We start from the raw sequence: 23,275 nt of genomic DNA on the forward strand, positions 1-23,275 counted from the left end.
AATATGCAAGCTACTCGTTGTGTAATTCCGGTTATTAAATCTCCCCAAGATTACCAAGCATACCGCATCAGCCCCCGTGATTCTAATCGATTAGCAATTATCTTTGATTCCACAATTGCTAATACTTCTTTGACTTGTTGTGTAGAAATATTTGATGTCGGTGGACAAACCCCGCCAAATCGTCATCAATGGGCATTGGAAATGTTTTTTATTCTCAAAGGAGAAGGAGTTGCTATTTGTGATGGAAAAACAGTAGCAATCAAAGCTGGAGATAGTTTATTAGTACCGCCTACAGGCACTCATTTGATTAAAAATACAGGTGATAATCGTCTTTATACACTGACGATTATGGTTCCCAATGAGGATTTTTCAGAACTAATTCGCAGTGGCATTCCTGTAGAATTAGATGCAGAAGATATGGCTGTTTTGGGGAGAGTAGATCCTTTTAAATTCGTCTGAATCTAAAAACCTCATGATTTGGTAGGGTGGGCATTGCCCACCAACCCTCATTGAGAAAGTACAAGACGTGAATAAGTACATACATCAAATAGGATTCTATCTCTGTGATGCAGTGAGGATGAAAAATTAACATTCCACACTTCTGGTCAAATATTATACGGAAGAAGCTGTTAAGCTAGTGAAATATGTAACTAAAGGCAATGAGTTTATAGTCAGTATTGCCAACTTTGGGGAAACAACCCTAAAGACAGATTGACTATGACGCGATCGCTATTAAAATAACTAAAATTTAGTAAATGATTAATTAGGAATACATTCCCATGAGCCAAAAACCCAACAAAGTTTTGAAACAATCAGGAGTTATTCCATATCGTGTCAAAGATGGAAAAGTCGAAATTTTATTGATTACCACTCGTAAAAGTCAAAGCTGGGTAATTCCTAAAGGGGGAGTTTGCAAGGGAATGAGTCCTTACGATTCAGCGGCCAAAGAAGCGTGGGAGGAAGCAGGAGTGGTTGGTCAGGTGAATAATGAGAAAATCGGTGCTTATAAATATCGTAAAGGTGGTAATATCTATCAAGTAAATTTATTTTTGTTACCCGTAGATACAGTCTTAGAAGATTGGCCAGAGGCCATGCATAGAGAACGGCTGTGGTTAGATATTAACCAAGCTTCCAGATTAGTAAAGAAAACTTCTCTCAAAAGAATCCTCAAGACTTCACAAGACCAAGTGAAAATTTAATCCTTGTTTCTTGTATATAAATTAGCAATATTTAAATAAAATCGCCCCACTTTTTCCGGGGCTTTTGTTGTTTTTGTTACGGTTAATTTAGTGTTAATTGGCAAACTGTTAAGTAATTTTAACTTTTTATCACTCGGTCATGTTAATAAAATAACATTATCGTCCATGTCTTTTACAATATAAATATCATCTATATTGTCTGAATATGGTTCAATTTATCCCAGTACAAAAATTCAACAAGATATACCCACCTATGATGTGTGTGATAAATGCACTTTGTCCAAACGAGAAAATGTAAGAATTCAGGAGTCAGGAGTCAGGAGTCAGGAGTCAGGAGTCAGAATGCTTATGAAATGAAGAATAGAGAGAGGTGAGATTTTATCAAAATCATCAAAGTTGACTAAAAAAGCCTTTATTCTCCTGAACCGCAGGTCTGCGTAGCGTCTTCTGTATTCTCTATCCTGAATACTTACGAGAAAATGAACTTGATCAAGTTCTGAAAATCTTACAAAAACTAGGTTAAATTTTGACTTCACTTTGAATTAACTATGTCCAGTCGTCCTATCTATTTCGATTGTCACGCTACCACACCCGTTGATGAAAGGGTACTAGCCACAATGATTCCCTATTTTACCGAAAAGTTTGGTAACGCAGCTAGTATTAGTCATGTTTATGGTTGGGAATCAGACGCTGCTGTTCAACAAACACGGGGAATTTTAGCAAATGCAATTAATGCTAACCCGGAAGAAATTGTTTTTACGAGTGGTGCAACAGAAGCTAATAATTTAGCTATCAAAGGTGTAGCAGAAGCTTATTTCCAAAAAGGTCAACATATTGTGACTGTGGCAACGGAACATAAAGCAGTTTTAGATCCTTGTGAATATTTAAAAAGCCTCGGTTTTGGTCTGACAGTTTTACCTGTGCAAAAAGATGGATTAATTGATTTAAATCAGTTAGAAAAAGCTTTGCGGCATGATACAATTTTAGTATCTGTGATGGCGGCAAATAATGAAATTGGGGTTTTACAACCTTTAGCAGAAATTGGCAAAATGTGCCGTCAACGTCAAATTGTTTTTCATACAGATGCAGCCCAAGCAATTGGGAAAATTCCCTTAGATGTGGAAGAGATGAACATTGATTTAATGTCTCTCACAGCCCATAAAGTATATGGACCAAAGGGTATAGGTGCTTTATATGTTCGCAGACGCAACCCTAGAGTTAAACTTGCTTCCCAACAACATGGGGGAGGACATGAACGGGGTATGCGTTCTGGTACGTTATATACACCGCAAATTGTTGGTTTTGGTAAAGCCGTAGAAATTGCTTTAGCAGAACAAGAAACAGAAAATCAGCGATTGAGAGAATTAAGATCAAGATTGTGGAAACAGTTATCTACTGTGGAGGGAATTCATTTAAATGGACATCCTGAAAAAAGATTAGCAGGAAATTTGAATATTAGTATTGAGGGTGTAGATGGTGCTGCACTTTCTCTAGGCTTACAACCAATTATGGCAGTTTCTTCTGGTTCTGCTTGTTCTTCAAATAATGTTGCACCTTCCTATGTGTTGACAGCGTTAGGAAATTCGGAAAAGTTAGCATATGCTTCGGTACGGTTTGGGATTGGTAGATTTAATACTGCTGAGGAAATCGACACCGTTGCAGAACATTTGATTTCTACTGTGAAAAGTTTAAGAAGTTCCTCAGTAGTTAGTTGTTAGTAAATTTGCAACCCCGATTTCTTGAATAGATAGGGGTTTTTTAATAAAAATTTTAACGGACTTTTTATTATTAGCCTTATAATTCATTTCCATGTTGGCTATATTACTGTTAGCATAGATGTAAACGCCAGCCATAATAACTATGAAAATTCGCAGTTTTACCGTGATAGTTTACAAAGAAGATAATATGTATATAGCTGAATGTCCAGAAGTTGGCACTGTAGATCAAGGGGAAACAATCGAACAAGCAATAGCAGGTTTAAAAGAAGCAACGCGACTCTATTTAGAAGAATTTCCTTTACCTGAAACATCTCCTAGATATGTAACTAGCATTGAGGTTAGTTATGCCTAAATTACCACGAATTTCTAGTAAAGAGGCAATTCGGGCATTGGAACGTTTAGGATTTTACCAAGTTAGACAAACTGGTAGTCATGTTGTGATGAAAAACAAACCCTAGATGTAGAAATTGGTTGTGTTGTTCCAGTGCATCAAGAACTAAAGGTAGGTACATTAAGCGGTATTCTCAAACAAGCACAAGTTACTCCTGAAGAATTTATAGAAAACCTATAATTATAATCATGAAAATAAAGTAGGAGTAAAGCGCATTGCTAAACCCCTACAACCTAAATTCCTTATGTATGTTTAATGATGACTCAATAAGGATCTGAGTCAAACCTTCCCCGCTTCACACTCCTGAGATAATAACCGGTTGACGGTAATTTATTTAAATCGAATGTCTCACCTCTGGGAACCCTCCAAATTTTATAATCGGAATAGGTGAGAGGACTTCCAGGTTGACAGACTTCTGGTGGATGATCTCCTAAGACAAAATACGCTGCACCTCTCCCCATAACTTTCGCAATACCGTATTTATCCACCAGTAAAGATGTTTCTTCACTAATGGCTATACCTAATGCAGTTGCAGATACACCATCTTGAATTTGACGGGCAATAAAAACCATAATTCGACCCATTCTTTTCCGTTCATCAAAGTGGGTATCGATGATGGTTTTCCGCAAATACTTCCATTGGAAAAAGTTGTAGGAAAATGTAATATGACCATAGGGATCATCGAGTGCTTCCTTAGTTTCAATACTATCTTCACAAGCGCAAGAATCATAAACAAATTCACTTTGAATCATTGCACCTGCACTTGTGCCACCAATAGCACCACCTTTATCGTAAACTGATTTGACAGCAACTTCTAATTTTGTATTTTTCCAGTTGCGAATATATTCACATTGATCCCCACCAGCAAAGAAAATTACACCAGCATTTCTGACTTTATCAAAAATATCCGTTCGGTTCGCTTCTTGTCTGTTACTAATAATTAAAGTTTCAACATAATTTACCCCTCTCATGCGATAAATTAGCTGATTGTAATCATCGTCACCAGCAGCGCGAATTACTAAAACATTTACTTTCGTGTCAGAGTTAGAACCTCCCCTAACACTGTTAATCATCCACTGGATAGCGTCATCGACATCATTACCACCCCCACCCAAATTATGCACAGGGCCGGCTAAAAGGGGCAATTTATAACCAGTTTTAGCTGAGGGAGGACGGACATCGGTAGTGATATCTCGAAAATAGCGCTTCAAGTTTGCTGTCAGACGGTCTATAATGCGGTTTACCATCCTCAACAGCGTAGTTCTTGCATTCTTCAAACGCTTTGCCATATTTGGGAATGCTCTTGTCATACTCATCTTTTGGCGCAAACAGCAATTATTGCTAACTCTCTCATCAGAAAGGGTAAAATTCCCAGCGTACAGGCTTTGTAGTGTTTTTTTGCGCTAAAAAATGCAGAGTAATTATTAATTCTCTGTGCTACTCTGGGAAAACCTAACTTTTCCTTGGTGTTTAACTACCAATCACTTTGCGATGCCTGTGGAGGGCGTAGCGATCGCTCTCTTACCACTCTCTCATAAACCACTGCTGTTTGTTTAGCTAATTTCGGCCAACTAAAACGTCGTTCTAAATCTTCATAAGCGTTATCCACTAACCATTGTCCATAACCTGGATTTTTCAGAACTTCCAAAATTCCCCAAGCGAGGGAATCGGAGTTGTTAACGCAAGTGGTAATTCCCGTTTTTGTATGTTGCACTACTTCAGGAAAACCACCTATATCTGAAACTACTACCGGTACTCTAGAAGCAAAACTTTCTAACGCAACAATACCAAAGGGTTCATAAAGACTAGGAAAAACTGCACAGTCAGCAATGGTTTGAAATTTATCTAAGTAATCATCAGATAGAAAACCTGTAAAATAGCATTTGTCCCAAATTCCTAAATCCCAAGCTTGGCTTTTTAGATGGTCGGTATTACCACCACCAACTATCACAAATTTAACATAACCTCCCATTTCCCAAAGTACCTTGGGAGCAGCATTAAGTAATACTGGTACACCCTTTTCATAGGTCATGCGACCCAGGTAATAAACGATTTTTTCATGATCATCAGCAAATTGGCGGCGGAAATCTTGAGCATGAAAATCTGCGTGGTGCTGTTTCTTTTCAGGTCGAATACCGTTATAAATAACATCAATTTTGTTGCCAGGACTATGTAGCACTCTTCCTACTTCCCCACGCATATATTCAGTACAAACGATAATGCGCCAAGCGTTATAAGCTAAGGAATTTTCTTTATCGCTAATGTAGCGTTGAGTTTCATTGTGAATCCCATTATAGCGTCCGTATTCAGTCGCATGGATAGTAGCAATGAGGGGGATTTTAAAGGTATGCTTGAGAGCGATCGCTGCATCCCCAACTAACCAATCATGGGCATGGATAATATCAAATCCCCCTTCCTCGATGATCAACTTACCACCGTGATGTCCCATACTTTCGTTGAGATTGACTACCCAGTGGAAAAAGTCGTTACTTGGGGAAACTGGTACGCGATGAACATGAATTCCTTCAACTATCTCATACAATGATGCTTGTCTAACTTCAGGTGTAATTAGGTGGATTTCATGCCCTAGCTTGACGAGTTCTGGGTATAATTCTGCTACATGACGGGCAATTCCTCCTACTATCCTGGGCGGAAATTCCCAACTCAGTACTAGTATCTTCATTTACGCAACTCCCCGATGATTTACAAAACTTAAAAAAACTTTGAAAAACTATATTTATCTCAAAATACAAGTCTGGCAATTAGCATAAGGGTGGTTAATAAAATTTTGGAATTTTTTAATGTTTTTTGATAAAGCTTATCAGAATTGTCAAACTTAGGGAACTATTTGAGATTTTAAAATACCCAAAGAGTGCAATTGTGCGGAGTGCAGTTCTGGAGGCAATCGCACTGCTCACTCCCAGAGGATAAACTAAATTATAGAAACCCAAACCGATACAAGTAGGCCGTTCATCATGGTACAACAGGCTTTTTCAACTGAACTTGCTGCTGAACCCGATATCAGCCAGATTATTACTGAAGATGATACCCCAGTGGATAATTTTCTTTCTGAAAAACAACAGCGTCTATTAACAGAAGTTTTATATAATGCTTGGCTGCCTCCCACAGAGTCACAAACCTTTATTGCAGCAGCCAATGTGGGAGTTTTTTATAATATCGGTTTACCCCCGCTTGTACCGGATGTTTTCCTCAGTTTAGATGTCACCATGCCGGAAAACTGGGGAGAGAAGAAGAACCGGAGTTATTTTAATTGGCAGTTTGGTAAAGCACCAGATGTAGTGATAGAAATAGTTTCCAACCGCGAAGGAAATGAATTAGGTTCTAAATTAAAAGATTATGCTCGCATGGGTGTCTGGTATTACGCCATATTTGATCCTTTGGGAATGTTGGGAGATCAGCTACTGCGTATTTATCAACTAGGAATTAGACAATATTTAGAAACGGATGATTTCTATTTTCCAGAAGTAGGTTTAGGTTTAACTTTGTGGGAAGGAGTATTTGAGGGAAAACAAGATATTTGGTTGCGTTGGTGCGACAAAGCCGGAAACATTTTACCCACAGGTACAGAAAGCGCACAACAAGCTCAACAGGAAGCTCAAACCGCAAAACAGGAAGCTCAAACCGCAAAACAGGAAGCTCAAACCGCAAAACAGGAAGCCGAACTAGCTCAACAACGCACGGCACAACTAGAAGCGCAGTTAAGAGCTTTGGGAATAGAACCGCAAGGTAATTCGTAATCAGGAAGAAAATCTCAGTTAGTCAGTTGGTTTGGGGATAGGTTAGAGGTTTTTCTTCCCTTTTCCCCTTGAACCAAAGACGTGATCCTAATTTTGATCTAAACGCAGTACAGCCATAAAAGCTTCCTGTGGTACATCCACTGTACCTACTGCTTTCATCCGCTTTTTGCCCTTGGCTTGCTTCTGTAAGAGTTTCTTCTTCCGGCTAATATCACCACCGTAGCATTTAGCTAATACGTCTTTCCGCATAGCCGGGATATGTTCACTAGCAATAACTTTACTGCCAATAGATGCTTGAATGGGGACTTTGAATTGATGACGGGGAATTAGTTCTTTGAGCTTTTCAGCCATTGCTCTGCCAACGTTGTAGGCTTTATCCCTATGAACAATCATCGCTAAAGAATCCACCGGATCACCATTAATCATGATATCCAACTTCACCAAATGATTCTCACGGTAGCCAATGAGATGATATTCCATACTGGCGTAACCGCGCGATCGCGATTTCATTTGGTCAAAAAAGTCTGTGACTACTTCTGCCAAAGGTAACTCATAGGTGAGTGTAGTACGCCCTTGGGTGAGATATTTCATATCTTTGAAGATACCCCGGCGATTTTGCGATAACTCCATTAAAGAGCCAACATAAGTTTCCGGCGTAATCATTTCTACTTTGACATAGGGTTCTTCTATTTTTTCGCGTTCATTGGGAGAGGGTAAGCGGCTAGGATTATCAATGTACAGTTCCTCACCTTTGATGGTAATGACTTTGTAAACCACCGAAGGGGCTGTGATAATTAAATCTAGGTTATATTCACGCTCTAAGCGTTCCTGGACAATTTCCATGTGCAGCAAGCCCAAGAACCCACACCGGAAGCCAAATCCCATTGCACTAGAAGTTTCCGGTTCGTAATGCAGGGCTGCATCGTTCAGTTCTAGCTTTTCTAAAGCTTCCCGTAAATCTTCAAATTGATCGGCATCAATGGGGAACATCCCACAAAAAACCATTGGGTTGGCTTCGGTGTAACCAGGTAAAGCTTCTGTGGCTTTGGCTTTAACTAGGGTAATGGTGTCTCCTACCCGTGCGTCAGCTACAGCCCTAATTGATGCGGCTAAATAGCCCACTTCTCCAGCGTGTAATTCTTCAACTTGCTTTTGGGTGGGAGAAAGAACGCCTATCTCGTCAATATCGTATTCTTTCCCAGATGCCATCAAGTAAATGCGATCGCCCTTTCTGACACTACCATCCATCACCCGGAAGTAGACAATTACGCCTCGATAACTGTCATAGTAGCTATCAAAAATCAACGCCCGTAAGCGTTCACCAACTTTATCGGGTGCTGGTGGTACTCGCTCAACGATAGCCTCTAAAATTTCCGGAATCCCAATTCCTTCTTTAGCAGAAGCTAAAATTGCCCCACTGCAATCTAAACCGATAATTTCTTCAATTTCACCAATTACCCTCTCAGGTTCCGCTCCTGGCAAATCAATTTTATTCAAAACTGGAATAATTTCTAGGTTATGTTCCAGAGCTAAATACACATTTGCCAGTGTTTGAGCTTCTACACCTTGGGAGGCATCTACAACCAACAAAGCGCCTTCACAAGCTGCCAGACTTCTCGACACCTCATAAGAAAAGTCAACGTGTCCCGGTGTATCAATTAAGTTTAATACATACTGCTGACCGTCCTTAGCTGTATAATTCATCCGGGCAGCTTGCAGCTTAATTGTAATGCCGCGCTCCCGTTCCAAATCCATATTATCGAGAAACTGTTCCTTCATCTGTCGGTCTTCTACTGTCCCAGTGGCTTGTAGTAGGCGATCAGCGAGAGTGGATTTCCCGTGGTCAATGTGAGCAATAATACAAAAATTGCGAATGCGAACTGCGGGAACGTCAGTCATATACTATCTTTGCTTAAGCAGCAACCAAAGTGAAAGCTATTTACTTCATGTATTTTAATGCTTTCTTTGGTAATGAGTAATGGGTAATTGGTAATTGGTGATTGGTGATTGGTGATTGGTGATTGGTGATTGGTGATTGGTGATTGGTGATTGGTGATTGGTGATTGGTGATTGGTGATTGGTGATTGGTGATTGGTCATTCCTCCCCATCTCCCCATCTCCCCATCTCCCCATCTCCCCATCCTCACAAGGGTAGGTGAATTTTTAAGGATATTATGAAACTCTATTGATAGGTGCTGGAATTCATTAACCAGGGGCTTACAATAAATATAAATTAAGTACACTTAGGGATAAAAGGTAATTACCAACGGTGATTGCCTGCAACTACTGATTTACTGACACAACTTCTAGAGAGGTGAGCTACTGTCTAGCGAGTTATATGAAAATTGCGACTTAAAACCTGACGTTGTTATTTTGGTACTATTTCGGGTAACTATGTAACTGTACTTTTTAAATATTTGTCAGTGAAATAGCCTGAATCATGAATATAACTGCTTGACAAAGCTTTGGACAAAACCATTTCAGAGCATCTAAACCCATGAATATGCAAGAAAAACCTACCGATGCGGAAAACAAACACCCCGATAAAGTAGAAATAGCCGTTCGTCTAGACTCCGAGTTAATAGAACAAATTCAGCATCTTACCAACGACCCAAGTAAAGTGATTGAGGTAGCTATCCGCCAATGGTTACGGGGTGATGTACCTAGAGATGATGAGCTAACACGCACCCCTGTGCGGACACCAGTTCCTCCTCGCGGGGAATGGAACGATTGAAATTAGCGATCAATCACCAGAAGGCAGGAGGCAGGAGGCAGAAGGCAGGAGGCAGAAGGCAGGAGGCAGAAGGCAGAAGGCAGGGTGCAGGAGGTAATTATTTCTCCGCGTCCCCCCATATCTTTATCACCGCGTCACCGCGTCCCTCTATCTCCCCAATCCCCCTAATGATAAGAAATGTAAATTTTAAGGCGCTAGATTCCGGAAAAGTCAAAAATACACAATCGAAAATGTAAAAGCTGTAAAAGTTTATGCCAAAATTTAAGCAGCTTTAGTACAACTACGGTGGAAAGCAATTTGTCTATCCAACTCGATTAATGACTATTACTGCAAATACCCAATTGCCGAATTTATTTTCTCAGAATCGGGAATCTATTCCCCGCACGACGAATGGCGCATTACTAACTCTCGGCTCCGAGTTGGTATATACGCAAGATCGGACTGGGCGCTATTTGTCATTTGATTGGCAGCATAGCGAACTCCTAGATTTAAAGACTGAGAAAAGAGTTGAAGCGCTCAATGAGAGTGAAAACTTTACTCCGGTGGATAAAGTTGCTTATCTGGAACGATTACACCGGATTTTGACAAGCTTAGTACCGGAAAGGGTTCAGTGCTGGTTTAAATGCAGTCAGGAGTTATTAGAGTTGGAGTTGACAATCACTCCGATTATGCCGCGATTGGGTCAAACCGCGACTACAGTTTTGGTGATGGGTAGGTTGTTGCAAGCCACAGCCAAGGCTCAAGAAGTGAATCAGGCTTCTATTTCGCCTTCACAACAAGAACTGGCTTTGCCTTCGTCTAGCGTGCCACAGGCATCGCAGCAACACCAAAAATTATTAAATAAAATCACCAGAAATATCCGGAGGACACTGGATCTAGATGTTATTTGGCAGCAAACAGTTGACATTTTAGGAAAAGTACTCAAGCTAGAGCGTTGTATTATCTGTCCTTATCAACCTTCTAGCTCAAAAGTCCATGTAATTGCTGAGTATCACCAACCAGAGTTAGATCCCATGCTTGGCTCAGAAATAGATATATCTTCTGAGCCTGCTTTTATTCAGGCTTTGACTACTCTGGAACCGATGGTGATCGAGATGCCTGTACAGATAAGTTCTCAGCCGCAAAAATTTTTGTTGGTTGCTACTTGTTATCAAGACCAAGCAAATGGGTTAGTTGCCTTAAGCTTAAACGATGAATGCTACCTGTTAACAGAAACAGAACGAGAATTAACCAAAGAACTGGCAGATCAGCTGGGAACAGCGATCGCTCACGCTACTTTATATAAAGAACTAGAAGCAGCTAGGCAAAAGGCTGAAGAAGCCTCCCGCTTAAAAAGCGAATTTCTGGCGAATGTATCCCATGAAATTCGTACCCCCCTGAATGGAATGATCGGCTTTTTGAAGCTGATTTTAGAAGGGATGGCAGATGATCCTGAAGAACAAAATCAGTTTTTGACAGAAGCTCACCAATTATCACTACATCTGCTGAATATTCTCAATGATATTTTAGACATTGCCAAAATCGAAGCAGGCAAAATGGAGCTAGATTGCGCTCCAGTTAAGCTAAATGAGTTATTTAGTGATGTAGAAAGCTTTACGCGTCCCCAAGCGGAGATGAGAAACCTCAGCTTCCAGATGCAAATGCCTATCACCTCCGATGAAATCATCGTCCAAGGCAACTACCAAAGATTGTTACAAGTTATGCTCAATTTGGTAGGGAATGCCATTAAATTTACTCACGAAGGTGGTGTGACGATTAGCGCTGATTTAGTCCTGAAAAAAAGCAAAGGCAAACTGCAACCACAGGCATTACCTGGCATTGTCAAAGTACGAGTGGCAGATACTGGTATTGGTGTTTCCCTAGATAAGCAAGATAAACTGTTTCAATTATTTTCTCAGGTGGATGGTTCCCGCACTCGTCATTACGGTGGCACAGGTTTAGGACTAACTATATCCCAAAAGCTCATAGAGGCAATGGGGGGTGAAGTCCATTTCTACAGTTTAGGTGAGGGACTTGGCTCAACTGTCACGTTCACAGTTCCACTTTATCAACAACCAGTGCTGTGTTCTTCTAGCGAATGATGAGATAGAAACTCCAAATTGAACCACCCAGACTAGACTAAATAAAAGTGAAGTCAAAGTGCTTGTATGACAGTTCAGACAACCGCAGGCGTTTTATTCCAAACTGCTTACGAAAGTCGTTACAGTTGGGACGATAACTTTCCTGGCTATAGTGCCGATGTACAACTGCTACAGGGAAGTGAAGTTTACACTGGCAAGATTCACATTAACCGCGACTTAGATGTAGAAGTTACAGGCGTTGCAGATCAAGAAATAGAAGAAGGTATTTATATCCAGTTACAGGAAACAGTCACACGCTGCAAACGCTACAATTTTCAACAGTCTCACAGTCAGCATGAGTTTACATTGGGACAAACAGATGAAATAGGCTCTGTCACAGTTCTAGTCAAAGGTGAATCTATCGATTCCCAGTATAAAATCCGCGATCGCAAAATTTGTCAAGAAAATCGGGTTATGGGTCGCATGGCTTTGGTCATTGATACTTGGGACTATTTCGATACAGGTACTGGTTACATTGCTAGTCAATATGATGTAGTTTTTTGTAACTCCAAAACCAACGAAGTTAACAGTGTTCTCAAATTTACAGACACCTATCAAAAATTTGGCGACTATTACATCATGACTAAACAGGTTGTAGAAGAGCATGAAAATGGTGTTAGTCAGGTCGCTGACTCCATTACTGAGTTCACATACTCTAATATCAAGCTGTTATAGCAGGTGACAGGTAAACAGGTGACAGGTGACAGGTGACAGGTGACAGGTGACAGAGCTTAAAAGTCTTTTGGTGTCTAAGTTTTACCATTAGTTGATGTCCTAACCGCCTTGTACGTTGCCATAACTGACAACTGCTATAGAACCGGCAACAGTTTTGTTACAGGTCATTAAAAACAGATAACCCACAATATAGTGGCAATTGGGTCTAGGATCGATTTGAATCAGCAAAAGCCAAAAATTTTGGATATTTTGGGTAATGGGTAAAATTCCTAAAATCCAATTTCCACACCCATCGTTAACTTAACAGGTCTAAAACTATGGAAACTATGGAACTGACAACTGAAAACGTTGAAACTGTATTAGATGAAATGCGCCCTTATCTGATGTCTGATGGCGGTAATGTGGAACTCGTTGAACTGGATGGCCCCATAGTAAAACTGCGGTTGCAAGGTGCTTGCGGTTCTTGTCCCAGTTCCGCAATGACTTTGAGAATGGGTATTGAACGCCGTCTCAAGGAAATGATTCCCGAAATTTCCGAAATCGAACAAGTTATCTAGGGACTGGGGAGATGGGGAGATGCGAAGATAGGGAGATGGGGAGAAGGAAGAGAATTTTTTCCCTATACACTCTGCCTTTGAGGCTCCTTCCTATTTATTGCCCATCTCCCATAATTAATTACCTGGTGTGAATTGTTATATTGGATAATTTATCATTCATAATTCAACATTATTAGCAAATTCCTAATTACTTATAAATCCCTATGTCCCATCCCCTGTACGTCGCTTTTATCTGGCATCAACATCAGCCACTGTACAAGTCTCCTGGTAGCAGCGGTTCGGTTTCAGATAGTCAGCATTACCGTCTACCTTGGGTACGGTTGCATGGTACTAAGGATTATCTAGATTTGATATTGCTGCTAGAGAAGTATCCCAAGTTACACCAAACGGTGAATTTAGTACCATCTTTAATATTACAACTGGAAGATTATATTGCTGGTACTGCTCTTGATCCTTACCTCACAGCCAGTTTGACACCTGTGGAAAAGTTAACCACAGAACAGCGGGAATTTATTGTTCAACATTTTTTTGATGCTAATCACCACACACTTATAGATCCTCATCCTCGCTATGCCGAGTTGTATTATCAAAGGCAAGAAAAGGGACAAAATTGGTGTTTAGCAAATTGGGAATTGCCAGATTACGGAGATTTACTAGCTTGGCATAATCTGGCTTGGATTGACCCGCTATTTTGGGATGACCCGGAAATTGCAGCTTGGTTGCAACAGGGACGGAATTTTACTTTAAGCGATCGCCAACGCATCTATTCTAAACAACGCCAAATCCTCAGCCGCATTATTCCCCAACACCGGAAAATGCAGAAAGCGGGACAGCTAGAAGTCACCACTACCCCCTACACTCACCCGATTTTACCCTTATTAGCTGATACCAATTCTGGGCGGGTAGCAGTGCCAAATATGATATTACCTGACCGTCGCTTTCAGTGGGTGGAAGATATTCCTCGTCATTTGCAGAAATCGTGGGATTTATATCACGACCGGTTTGGGCAAAATCCCCGTGGTTTGTGGCCGTCTGAACAGTCAGTCAGCCCAGAAATTTTACCGTATATTGTTAAACAGGGATTTAATTGGATTTGCTCAGATGAAGCCGTCCTAGGTTGGACGCTGAAACACTTTTTCCATCGGGATGGGGCGGGAAATGTGCAGCAACCAGAACTGCTTTATCGTCCTTATCGTTTGCAAACTCCAGCAGGTGATTTATCCATAGTATTCCGCGACCATAGATTATCAGATTTGATTGGTTTTACCTATGGGGCGATGCCGCCAAAACAGGCTACGGCGGATTTAGTGGGACATTTGCAAGCGATCGCTAAAATGCAAAGAGACAACCCCAGCGATCAACCTTGGTTAGTTACCATTGCCTTAGATGGTGAAAATTGCTGGGAATTTTATCCCCAAGACGGTAAACCCTTCCTAGAAACCTTATATCAAAGCTTAAGTGACGAACCTCATATCAAACTTGTCACCGTCTCCGAATTCCTAGACAAGTTTCCCCCCACAGCCACCATCCCCGGAGAACAACTACACAGCGGTTCTTGGGTAGATGGCAGTTTCACCACCTGGATAGGTGATCCCGCCAAAAATCGCGCTTGGGACTACCTAACAGAAGCTAGAAAAGTCCTAGCCAGTCATCCCGAAGCTACCGAAGAAAACAACCCCGCCGCTTGGGAAGCCTTATATGCCGCCGAAGGTTCCGACTGGTTTTGGTGGTTTGGCGAAGGACATTCATCAAATCAAGATGCCATCTTTGATCAATTATTTCGAGAGCATCTGTATGGTATTTATAAAGCCTTAAATGAACCCATACCTGGCTATTTAAGAAAAGCAGTAGAATTGCATGAAGCACGAATCGACCATCGACCAGCAGGATTTATTCATCCAGTTATTGATGGTAAAGGTGATGAACAAGACTGGGACAAAGCAGGACGGATAGAAGTTGGCGGTGCCAGGGGAACAATGCACAACAGCAGCCTAATCCAGCGACTTTGGTATGGAGTAGATCACCTGAATTTTTATGTGCGGATAGATTTTAAAAATGGCGTTGCCCCAGGAAAAGGTTTACCAACCGAGTTAAATTTACTCTGGTTTTATCCAGATAAAACAATGGTAAATAGCCCCATACCTTTAGCAGAATTACCAGATATTGCACCAGTTAATTATCTATATCATCATCATTTAGAAATTAACTTACTCACACAATCAATTCAATTTCGAGAAGCAGGAGATAATTATCAATGGCATCCTCGTGCTAGTCGCGCTCAAGCTGCTTTAAATAATTGTTTAGAAGTGGCAATACCTTGGGCAGATTTGCAAGTTCCGCCCGATTATCCCCTCCGCCTAATTTTGGCATTAGCAGATGAAGGTTGTTTTCACAGCTATTTACCAGAAAATACTTTGATTCCTATTGAAGTACCATAAAAGTACCGAGTACCGAGTACCGAGTTAGGAGTTCAGGATAAAGAAATTTAGGATTTAGATACCCGACTTCTTAGATGGAGAAGTTGGGTATCTCATTGTTAAGTTTAAAGTTTAGAGTTTAAAGTTTAGCGTGAGCGCCATCACAAAAAGGAGAATTCGCAGTATATTTACATTGGCACAATGCCACCTTTTTGTTTTCAGTTAATTCAAATGCTTGAGGTGTAAATTCGCTGCCTTGATGACCTTTTTTTAATTTGGAGCGAAGCGACTTGACTTTAACTTATGTACAATTACTATGAATAGTAGGCACTTAAAAGTACTATACTTCCCAAAAAGTAACTATGAAAGCAGAAGCAGAAAACTATAGTCTAAGTAGGCCGACTTGTGAAGTAGAAAGCACCATCAAAGTTATCGGTGGACGCTGGAAAGTATTAATTATTAGAGAATTAATTTCAGGTGAGAAACGATTTGGAGAATTACAGCGAGGTTTACCGGGAATTACCCAAAAAATGCTCACACAGCAACTCAGAGAAATGGAAGAGGATGGGATTGTACATCGAGAAATATACGCACAAATCCCCCCTAAGGTGGAATATTCGCTGACACCTATAGGAGAAAGTCTCAAACCAATTCTTTATGCAATGCATGAATGGGCTAGTCAGAATTTATCTCATATTCATCAAGACTAAAATACATCGATAAACCTCAGATACCCTAATTCTTAGAGAAGTAGGGTATTTTGTTATTCATGGTTCAATCTCTTTCTGATTGGAAAGACTCTGTGCGTTCCTTCTTCAAGAGTTGGTTTGTAAATACTCAATTGCTGCTTCTAACTTTGAGGAATATGCTTCAGCAAAGTGTTCAAACCAAAGTCCTTCTGGTGAGAAAGGATCTAATTTAGATAACCATTCTTTGGCTTGTTTTTGCAAAGTTTCTAATTGTTTAGCTTTGAGTTGTTCTAACTCTTGCTGTTTTCTCAACTCTTCAGCAGCATCGCGTTCTAGTAAATCGGCTTTAACTTCTGCTAATAAGTTATCCATTAGAGAATTTGACTTATGAGAAGAAGCAATAAATGGTTTAGCTGTAGGTAATTGAGGCTGTTGCAGTTGGGTTTTTACTTCTGCATATTCAGCCTGAATTTCAGCCAGTAGCTTATCAATAGAATCCATTTTAGCAAATCCTATGATGCGTAAAGTTAATCATTAATCGCATTTAGTAGCACTTCTGATAGACTCATATCTTCCATATCGTCCATTGTAATTGTGTCGCAAATATCAAATTTTGCACCAGCGCTTTGAAGTTCATCATCCAATATTTTCAGAAAACGTGTAGCATTGGGATCTGTACCCACTTGAATAAAAGAAAGAGCTAACTCTTCATCTCTATCCATCTGGCGAGAAGCTTCTATAATCACCTTCATTACTGCTTTACGATCATCTGGTTCACCATCAGTAACAACTAAAATTATTTCACCGTTCGCTTTTGTTTGATTAGCTGATTTACGTTGAAAATAATCATCTGTAGCGTGTTTCAAAACGCCTGCTAAATCAGTAGTCCCAGAAGGGTCATTTTCTTGGAAAATCTGCACAACTTTACTAGCTGTGACATTTTCATAACGTTTGAATCTACCAGAAAATAAATAAACAGTTATGCCATCTTGATCAAATTGATCACATTTACTAGCTAAAGCAAAAGTAGATTCTTGCGCTACTACCCATCTACTTCTTCCACCCTTTTGATCTGCGGTAGCCATGCTGCCGCTTTTGTCGATAATCAAAGTATAATCCCGATTTTCTAACATTGATAAGTTCTCCATTTTTGACTCAACCCCTATAACCTAAAATCAATCATTTATGGCATTAATCAAAACATCTACAAGATTCATATTTTCTAAATCATCGAAAGCTACCGTATCACAGATATCAAATTTAGCTCCAACACTTTGCAATTGATCATCTAAAGCTTTAAGAAATTTTTTAGCTTGAGGATCATTACCTACTTGAATAATGGAAATTCCCAATTCTTTTTCATGTTCCATCTTGTGAGTAGCATTGATGATTACTTCATATATTGCTTGCTTATCATCTTGTCTACCATCAGTGATCACTAAAATTATTTCCCCATTGGGCTTGCTTTGTCCAGCGGCTTTGCGGGTAAAATAATTATTAATGGCATCTTGAAGAACTCCTACTAAATTTGTCGTATCGTCAGGAATATTTTCTTCAAAAATCTGTATTACTTTATCTGAAGTCACATGATCAAAACGTTCAAATTTTCGAGAAAAAAGATAAACAGTGATCCCATCAGTGTCAAACTCTTCACACTTACGAGCTAAGGCAAAGGTAGATTCCTGTAATGCTAACCATCTGCTTTTGTCACCTTTTTCTGAGAGTTGTGCCATACTAGCACTATGGTCAATAATGAGTGTGTAATCCCGATTTTCTAGCATTTATAATTCTCCAGTAATGAGTTATTTAATTGTAATTTTGGGGTTTTCATATTCTCCCAAATAAATCTCAGGTAAGTATGGTCAGAAAACATCAACATTAGACATCTTGTAAAAATACAAAAAAGGAATAATTAACCGCAGATAGTGGCAAATAAAATGCACTTTTCCAAGATGTCTATTCACTAATTTAGTCAGTAATTGCATTCATTAATACATCCGCAAGACTCATGTCTTCTAAATCATCTAAAGTTATGGTGTCGCAAATATCAAATTTAGCGCCAACACCTTGTAGCTGATCATCTAAAGCTTTAAGAAACTTTGTGGCTTGAGGATCTGTACCTACTTGAATAATAGTAAGTGCTAATTCTTCATCTCGATCCATTTGCCGAGTTGCCTGAATGATGACTTCAAATACTGCTTTGCGGTCATCTGGTTCACCATCAGTAATAACTAAAATTGTTTCTCCATTGGGTTTTGTTTGACCAGAAGCTTTGCGTTGAAAATAATTATTCAAAGCATCTTGAAGTACACTTGCTAAGTTGGTTGTGCCAGCAGGGTCATTTTCCTGAAATATCTGTGTGACTTTAGATGATGTCACATTTTCATAACGTTTAAATCTGCCGGAAAAGACGTAAACTGTGAGTCCATCTGGATCAAACTGTTCACACTTGCGAGCCAAAGCCAGGGTAGACTCTTGGGCTATATCCCATCTACTTCTACCACCTGCTTGGTCAGGGGTGGACATACTACCACTTTTATCAAGGATTAATGTATAGTCGCGATCGCTCATCATAAATTCCTCTCATGATTTTTCTGCCTCTATTTTAACTCTTAGGTAATAACACCTCCTCTAGATACAGATGGATTGTAATAATGATTTAAGTAACTCAATTCCCAAAAAAACCAGTTTCTGGGGTAAAATCGCTAAACAACTAAATATTTACGCTGTGGAGTCTTGCCAACTTACCCCACAGGCATTCATCTGAGAGCAAATTCAGATGAATGCATGGAGATTACCTGCCTTGATCATGGGAAAATGTCCCGCTTTCAGGTTTATTCGATAATATCGAATTAGTGAATTAAATCACGAGGACAAATATGTCTGTCACCAATGTCACAGAAGCCACATTTAAGCAAGAAGTTTTGGAAAGTGAGACTACCGTCTTAGTGGATTTTTGGGCCCCTTGGTGTGGCCCTTGTCGAATGCTGTCTCCAGTTGTGGAGGAAGTGGCTACTGAATATGAAGGACAGGTGAAAGTGGTAAAACTGAATACAGATCAGAATCCCACGGTTGCCAGCCATTACGGTATTCGTAGCATTCCCACGTTGATGGTATTTAAAGGAGGTCGGCAAGTTGATACTGTTGTGGGTGCTGTACCAAAAACTAGTTTAGCTAAAACTCTAGCTCAGTATATTCCTTGATAATCAGCAGGGTGAATATGGCTCGGCTTTAACTTAAAATCCTGGAATCTCTGTCAGAGCAAATTATAGATTTGAAATTATAGTAAATCCCCACTTGTGACTGAAAAAGCATGGTAACGGAGGAACAGAGGGAAAAAACCAACTACCTTGAGGTAAGGCTTTTTTTTCTACTCCTCCGCTTTTTATGAGGTCACAAACCGAACTTTATGAATAATTATTTGATGATTTTGATAAAATCTCACCTCTCTCTATTCTTCATTTCATAAGCATTCTGAACCGAAGGTCTGCGTAGCGTCTCCTGAACGGCAGTTGCTTTATGCCGGGGAACCCGTCCACCGCACTGCCTCCTCCTGACTCCTGAATTCTTACATTACACATATTATCTTTCTGTTTTCTATTTCTGAGAATATGCTGAGTGTAAACTAAATTTTCCCAAGGGATAAATTCAGACAATTCCTAGACTGGCTTCATTTGAGTTTCAGCAGCAGATGGGATGCTGTGTTTAGTCAAAAAACTTAAACATCAGGAAAAACAAATGAAACTCGCTTCTTCTCTGCTTACAGGTGTTGCTCTAGCTGGTATGTTGACAGTTTGGGATGTTCCACTTAAAGCTGTGAATCCTTCACTAGTTCAAGCCTCAGCCGCAGAAATGAAAGATTCTACAGGTTTGACTGCTGGACAGAAAATTGACTTAGTGATGAAGAATAAGGGTCAATTTGGTGGTGGTGATCAATTACGTCGCTTCTTTTTTGGTGATCTTGAGCCGCTTGCTGTTCAACCCGGTGGTGCAGGTATGGTGGTGAATCTTTACAACAAAGCCAATAATGTCACGTTTGCTTATTGTTCAACTTATGATGTGGTAGTTGCAGTTAAACAAGGTAAGATTTCTAGGTTTGAAGCCAGCGAAGTGAAGTAATTTTTATGGGGTTGATTGGGAAAAGTCATTAATTATGAAATATAAAAATGGCACTTTCAACCCTGTTGCAGATTGGGATTTATACCATTTTACTTTAAGGTTGATACAAATGGACGGACGCGGAAGGATATTCATTTGTAGCTTTAATTAAGTGAATTGATATTAGACAACCTCAAATCAATTGTCTGACTTCTATATTAAGTGAATTTTATCTGCATTTATCGGCGGTAATTCATTCATTTTTTTGATTTTTGCAAGAAGTCTAATCATAAAAAAATAACTATTCAGAGGAAGAAGACTATGAACTGGAAAACACTTTCTTTAATTGCTGCTCTGAGCTTAACTACCGCAGCTTGCTCTAGCACTCCTGCAAGCAACAATCAGATTGTTCCTGATGCCGCTCCTGCTGTGAGCAATGATAAAGCCGGTGATGCTATGGGCGGCGACAAAATGGGTAAGGATAAAGCCGGTGATGCTATGAAAGGCGACGCTATGAAGGATGACGCTATGAAGGATGACGCTATGAAAGGCGACGCTATGAAAGGTGATGCCATGAAAGGTGATGCTATGAAAGGTGATGCTATGAAAGGTGACGCTATGAAAGGTGATGCCATGAAAGGCGACGCTATGAAAGGTGATGCCATGAAAGGCGACGCTATGAAAGGTGATGCTATGAAAGGCGACGCTATGAAAGGTGATGCCATGAAAGGCGACGCTATGAAAGGTGATGCCATGAAAGGCGACGCTATGAAGAAATCACCCGCCACCAGCAAGCCATAACCGCAACCTTTTTTGATTAGGTTAATTGTCAGGCTTTGACTTCAATAGAAGAAATTTTCATGAATCATAACCTGCTTCGTCGTCGGCAATTACTTTTTTACTTTGGGTTAGGAGTTGTGGGAATTGGTGCAACTACAACAGCCTTTCCCAACTTGAAAAAAGTGAGTGGTATTTCTCCTTCTCCTCCCAATTCCAACAATACCCAAAAGGCTAAAGTTGTTGCTGCTAATCCTCACGCAGGTAAGAGTCTGCCAGAGTTTGAGGGTATTAGTCAGTGGCTTAATTATACTCCTTTAGCTATCACTAATCTCAAAGGCAATGTTGTCTTAGTACAGTTTTGGACTTTTGCTTGTATCAACTGTCAACGCACCTTACCTTACATTACTAAATGGCATCGGCAATATGCAGGGCAGGGATTAAAGGTAATTGGTATTCATACACCGGAATTTGCCTTTGAGCGAGATATAAATAATATCAAAAGGGCGCTTAAGAAAAACCAAATTACCTATCCGGTTGCAGTTGATAACGAGTTTAAAACCTGGAATGCCTATAAAAATGAGTATTGGCCTCACCTATTTTTAGCCGACCGTCAAGGTCAACTCAGGTATGACCATATTGGGGAAGGGGCTTATGAAAAAACCGAGCAGACTATCCGCCAACTATTAGGATAGCCGGAATTTATCACGACTTAAGCATCTGGCATATTAGTAAGGTGCGTCAGACTTGTTAATTCGGGAAGCAGCGACAGATTTTTTATATCTGACACACCCTACAAGAGACATTGTTAGTCATAATTTATGGCAAATTCTCATCTATCAATTGGTCTGGCTTTTGTGGGGGGAGTTATAAATGTGCTTTCTCCCTGTGTTTTACCGATTTTACCTGTGTTTGTGGGGCGTTCCTTTCAGTCCCATATTTACGGACCAATTGCATTGGTTGGGGGATTAATTGCTGGTTTTGCAGTAGCGGGTAGTTTGCTAGGTGTAACCGCCATTTGGTTTACAGGTTTGGCTAATATATTACGTTATGGAGCGATCGCACTTTTATTATTTTTAGGACTGCTGGCAATTTTCCCTAGTTGGAGTTACCGAATATTTAGCTACATTCCCATTGGTAACTGGACTAAAAAATCTGACCGAGTAGGACTTATGGGAGAATTCTGGTTAGGGACTCAATTGGGATTGTTATGGACTCCCTGTGCGGGGCCAGTTTTGGGTGCAATTCTCGTTTTAGCAGCAGTCAAACATGAAATTATCAGCGCATTTGGGCTACTGCTTACTTACGGAGTAGGTGCAGGATTACCCTTATTAGCAATTGCTTACGGAGGAAGGTCAGTTAGCCAAAAAATACTCAAATTCCGCTCCCATAGCGCCACATTACAGCGTGTTGGTGGAGTCATGATTGTCGCCACAGCAATTACTATTCTTCTGGGTTGGGATATCCAAATCCAGCTTTGGTTAGCTCCATTTTTTCCCCGTCTACCTTTGTGAAACAGCAATGACTTCATCTAAACGCAAAGTTCCTCCTAAACCGAAGCAGACTTTCTTCGCCAAAACATTTCACTGGATTAATATCATCAGTCTGATGATTATGATCTCTAGTGGACTGCAAATATACAATGCTAATCCGGTATTTGGTGGGCGTGAAGGTTGGCATTTTCCCGACTTTCTATTACTAGGAGGTTGGTTAGCAGGTGGTAGAAATTGGCATTTTGCGGCTATGTGGTTCTTTTCTTTAAACTTGCTCTGGTATGGAGTTTATATTTTCATCACTCGTCGTTGGCAACGTCGGTTTATTGACGGTGGTGATATTAAAGCATTGCAAGTTAGCCAAAATCCCAAACGCAAGAACTACGCCTGGCATCGGCTCGTATACACTGGTATTATTCCCGTTCTGCTGCTGGCAATATTTAGTGGTTTAGCTATGTACAAACCTGCACAACTGCATTGGTTGTCTGGGCTATTTGGTAGTTGGCAAACTCTCCGCACTATTCACTTTATTACTGTTCCGACTGTTTTTTTATTTACAATTGTTCATTCCTTCCTTGCCCTCAAGGTGGGAAGCTTTCGTTTAATTAAGTCTATGTTTATTTAGTTATTGAAAAAAACTTTTTCTTAT

Annotated in this window: 26 protein-coding genes and 1 pseudogene; 18 read left to right on the forward strand and 9 right to left on the reverse strand. The window is 40.2% G+C overall.

Annotated features, from left to right (window positions below; genetic code table 11):
• Positions 1-3: 3 nt before the first annotated feature.
• The 5 genes from H6G68_RS08045 (at position 4) to H6G68_RS27115 (ending at position 3,375) form a co-directional block, all read left to right on the forward strand.
• A complete protein-coding gene (locus tag H6G68_RS08045) occupies positions 4-459 on the forward strand; it encodes a cupin domain-containing protein (RefSeq protein ID WP_190906153.1) in 456 nt (151 codons plus the stop codon).
• A gap of 320 nt (positions 460-779) precedes the next feature.
• The gene (locus tag H6G68_RS08050; RefSeq protein ID WP_190906154.1) at positions 780-1,199 is read left to right on the forward strand and encodes an NUDIX hydrolase; all 420 of its coding nucleotides are present in this window, start codon (positions 780-782) and stop codon (positions 1,197-1,199) included.
• A gap of 548 nt (positions 1,200-1,747) precedes the next feature.
• Positions 1,748-2,917 (forward strand): IscS subfamily cysteine desulfurase, encoded by a 1,170-nt coding sequence (locus tag H6G68_RS08055; protein ID WP_190906155.1) that lies wholly within the window; start codon positions 1,748-1,750, stop codon positions 2,915-2,917.
• A gap of 142 nt (positions 2,918-3,059) precedes the next feature.
• Positions 3,060-3,269, forward strand: a complete 210-nt coding sequence (locus tag H6G68_RS08060) for a type II toxin-antitoxin system HicB family antitoxin (RefSeq protein WP_071189842.1) — start codon at positions 3,060-3,062, stop codon at positions 3,267-3,269.
• The gene (locus tag H6G68_RS27115) at positions 3,262-3,375 is read left to right on the forward strand and encodes a type II toxin-antitoxin system HicA family toxin (protein WP_242045177.1); all 114 of its coding nucleotides are present in this window, start codon (positions 3,262-3,264) and stop codon (positions 3,373-3,375) included. The genes H6G68_RS08060 and H6G68_RS27115 overlap by 8 nt, the downstream gene beginning before the upstream one ends.
• A gap of 196 nt (positions 3,376-3,571) precedes the next feature.
• Here H6G68_RS27115 and H6G68_RS08070 read toward each other — a convergent pair whose 3' ends face one another.
• Both H6G68_RS08070 and H6G68_RS08075 read right to left on the reverse strand, forming a co-directional pair.
• A complete protein-coding gene (locus H6G68_RS08070) occupies positions 3,572-4,618 on the reverse strand; it encodes a cyanophycinase (protein ID WP_190906156.1) in 1,047 nt (348 codons plus the stop codon).
• Positions 4,619-4,782: 164 nt separating this feature from the next.
• Positions 4,783-5,991, reverse strand: coding sequence for a glycosyltransferase family 4 protein (locus H6G68_RS08075; RefSeq protein ID WP_190906157.1), 1,209 nt, complete (start codon positions 5,989-5,991; stop codon positions 4,783-4,785).
• A gap of 292 nt (positions 5,992-6,283) precedes the next feature.
• On the opposite strand from H6G68_RS08075, the gene H6G68_RS08080 reads away from it, so the two are divergent.
• Positions 6,284-7,066 carry a Uma2 family endonuclease gene (locus tag H6G68_RS08080; protein ID WP_190906158.1) on the forward strand — a complete coding sequence of 261 codons (783 nt, stop codon included), beginning with the start codon at positions 6,284-6,286 and terminating at the stop codon, positions 7,064-7,066.
• Positions 7,067-7,153: 87 nt separating this feature from the next.
• Here the strand turns inward: H6G68_RS08080 and lepA are convergent, their stop codons facing one another.
• Both lepA and H6G68_RS08090 read right to left on the reverse strand, forming a co-directional pair.
• On the reverse strand, positions 7,154-8,965 hold the full coding sequence (gene lepA, locus H6G68_RS08085; RefSeq protein WP_190906159.1) for a translation elongation factor 4: 1,812 nt from the start codon (positions 8,963-8,965) through the stop codon (positions 7,154-7,156).
• Complete coding sequence (locus H6G68_RS08090; protein WP_242045178.1) at positions 8,962-9,165, reverse strand: hypothetical protein; 204 nt, start codon at positions 9,163-9,165, stop codon at positions 8,962-8,964. The genes lepA and H6G68_RS08090 overlap by 4 nt, the downstream gene beginning before the upstream one ends.
• A gap of 398 nt (positions 9,166-9,563) precedes the next feature.
• Between H6G68_RS08090 and H6G68_RS08095 the strand changes: the two genes are divergently transcribed.
• The 5 genes from H6G68_RS08095 (at position 9,564) to H6G68_RS08115 (ending at position 15,590) form a co-directional block, all read left to right on the forward strand.
• Complete coding sequence (locus H6G68_RS08095) at positions 9,564-9,800, forward strand: hypothetical protein (RefSeq protein ID WP_190711169.1); 237 nt, start codon at positions 9,564-9,566, stop codon at positions 9,798-9,800.
• 317 nt (positions 9,801-10,117) lie between these two features.
• On the forward strand, positions 10,118-11,881 hold the full coding sequence (locus H6G68_RS08100) for an ATP-binding protein (protein WP_190906161.1): 1,764 nt from the start codon (positions 10,118-10,120) through the stop codon (positions 11,879-11,881).
• A gap of 66 nt (positions 11,882-11,947) precedes the next feature.
• The gene (locus H6G68_RS08105; RefSeq protein WP_190906162.1) at positions 11,948-12,595 is read left to right on the forward strand and encodes a DUF3386 domain-containing protein; all 648 of its coding nucleotides are present in this window, start codon (positions 11,948-11,950) and stop codon (positions 12,593-12,595) included.
• 326 nt (positions 12,596-12,921) lie between these two features.
• Positions 12,922-13,152 carry a NifU family protein gene (locus H6G68_RS08110; protein WP_026103970.1) on the forward strand — a complete coding sequence of 77 codons (231 nt, stop codon included), beginning with the start codon at positions 12,922-12,924 and terminating at the stop codon, positions 13,150-13,152.
• Positions 13,153-13,355: 203 nt separating this feature from the next.
• Positions 13,356-15,590 (forward strand): glycoside hydrolase family 57 protein, encoded by a 2,235-nt coding sequence (locus H6G68_RS08115; protein ID WP_190906163.1) that lies wholly within the window; start codon positions 13,356-13,358, stop codon positions 15,588-15,590.
• A gap of 118 nt (positions 15,591-15,708) precedes the next feature.
• Here the strand turns inward: H6G68_RS08115 and H6G68_RS27120 are convergent.
• Positions 15,709-15,795 (reverse strand): annotated as a pseudogene (locus H6G68_RS27120) (CDGSH iron-sulfur domain-containing protein); the annotation flags it as partial.
• Between the two features lie 136 nt (positions 15,796-15,931).
• Here H6G68_RS27120 and H6G68_RS08125 point away from each other — a divergent pair.
• Complete coding sequence (locus H6G68_RS08125) at positions 15,932-16,279, forward strand: winged helix-turn-helix transcriptional regulator (protein ID WP_190906164.1); 348 nt, start codon at positions 15,932-15,934, stop codon at positions 16,277-16,279.
• A 105-nt stretch (positions 16,280-16,384) separates the two neighbouring features.
• Here H6G68_RS08125 and H6G68_RS08130 read toward each other — a convergent pair whose 3' ends face one another.
• The 4 genes from H6G68_RS08130 to H6G68_RS08145 form a co-directional block, all read right to left on the reverse strand.
• Positions 16,385-16,759, reverse strand: coding sequence for a salt stress protein, Slr1339 family (locus H6G68_RS08130; RefSeq protein WP_190906165.1), 375 nt, complete (start codon positions 16,757-16,759; stop codon positions 16,385-16,387).
• Between the two features lie 26 nt (positions 16,760-16,785).
• Complete coding sequence (locus H6G68_RS08135) at positions 16,786-17,391, reverse strand: vWA domain-containing protein (RefSeq protein ID WP_190906166.1); 606 nt, start codon at positions 17,389-17,391, stop codon at positions 16,786-16,788.
• Between the two features lie 42 nt (positions 17,392-17,433).
• Positions 17,434-18,039, reverse strand: a complete 606-nt coding sequence (locus H6G68_RS08140) for a vWA domain-containing protein (RefSeq protein ID WP_190906167.1) — start codon at positions 18,037-18,039, stop codon at positions 17,434-17,436.
• Between the two features lie 187 nt (positions 18,040-18,226).
• Positions 18,227-18,832, reverse strand: a complete 606-nt coding sequence (locus H6G68_RS08145) for a vWA domain-containing protein (RefSeq protein WP_190906168.1) — start codon at positions 18,830-18,832, stop codon at positions 18,227-18,229.
• Between the two features lie 305 nt (positions 18,833-19,137).
• On the opposite strand from H6G68_RS08145, the gene trxA reads away from it, so the two are divergent.
• From trxA to H6G68_RS08175, 6 genes are all read left to right on the forward strand, one after another.
• On the forward strand, positions 19,138-19,461 hold the full coding sequence (gene trxA / locus H6G68_RS08150; RefSeq protein ID WP_127055428.1) for a thioredoxin: 324 nt from the start codon (positions 19,138-19,140) through the stop codon (positions 19,459-19,461).
• 535 nt (positions 19,462-19,996) lie between these two features.
• Complete coding sequence (locus H6G68_RS08155; protein WP_190906169.1) at positions 19,997-20,377, forward strand: hypothetical protein; 381 nt, start codon at positions 19,997-19,999, stop codon at positions 20,375-20,377.
• Between the two features lie 300 nt (positions 20,378-20,677).
• Entirely contained in the window at positions 20,678-21,157 is a 480-nt protein-coding gene (locus H6G68_RS27125) for a pentapeptide MXKDX repeat protein (RefSeq protein WP_190906170.1), read from the forward strand.
• A 59-nt stretch (positions 21,158-21,216) separates the two neighbouring features.
• Positions 21,217-21,828, forward strand: a complete 612-nt coding sequence (locus tag H6G68_RS08165) for a thioredoxin family protein (protein WP_190906171.1) — start codon at positions 21,217-21,219, stop codon at positions 21,826-21,828.
• Between the two features lie 126 nt (positions 21,829-21,954).
• Positions 21,955-22,647, forward strand: coding sequence for a cytochrome c biogenesis CcdA family protein (locus H6G68_RS08170; RefSeq protein ID WP_190906172.1), 693 nt, complete (start codon positions 21,955-21,957; stop codon positions 22,645-22,647).
• Positions 22,648-22,654: 7 nt separating this feature from the next.
• The gene (locus tag H6G68_RS08175; protein ID WP_190906173.1) at positions 22,655-23,251 is read left to right on the forward strand and encodes a cytochrome b/b6 domain-containing protein; all 597 of its coding nucleotides are present in this window, start codon (positions 22,655-22,657) and stop codon (positions 23,249-23,251) included.
• The last annotated feature ends 24 nt before the right edge of the window (positions 23,252-23,275 follow it).

Origin of the sequence: Anabaena catenula FACHB-362 (genome assembly GCF_014698735.1) — a bacterium.
Lineage (GTDB): Bacteria > Cyanobacteriota > Cyanobacteriia > Cyanobacteriales > Nostocaceae > Anabaena > Anabaena variabilis_A.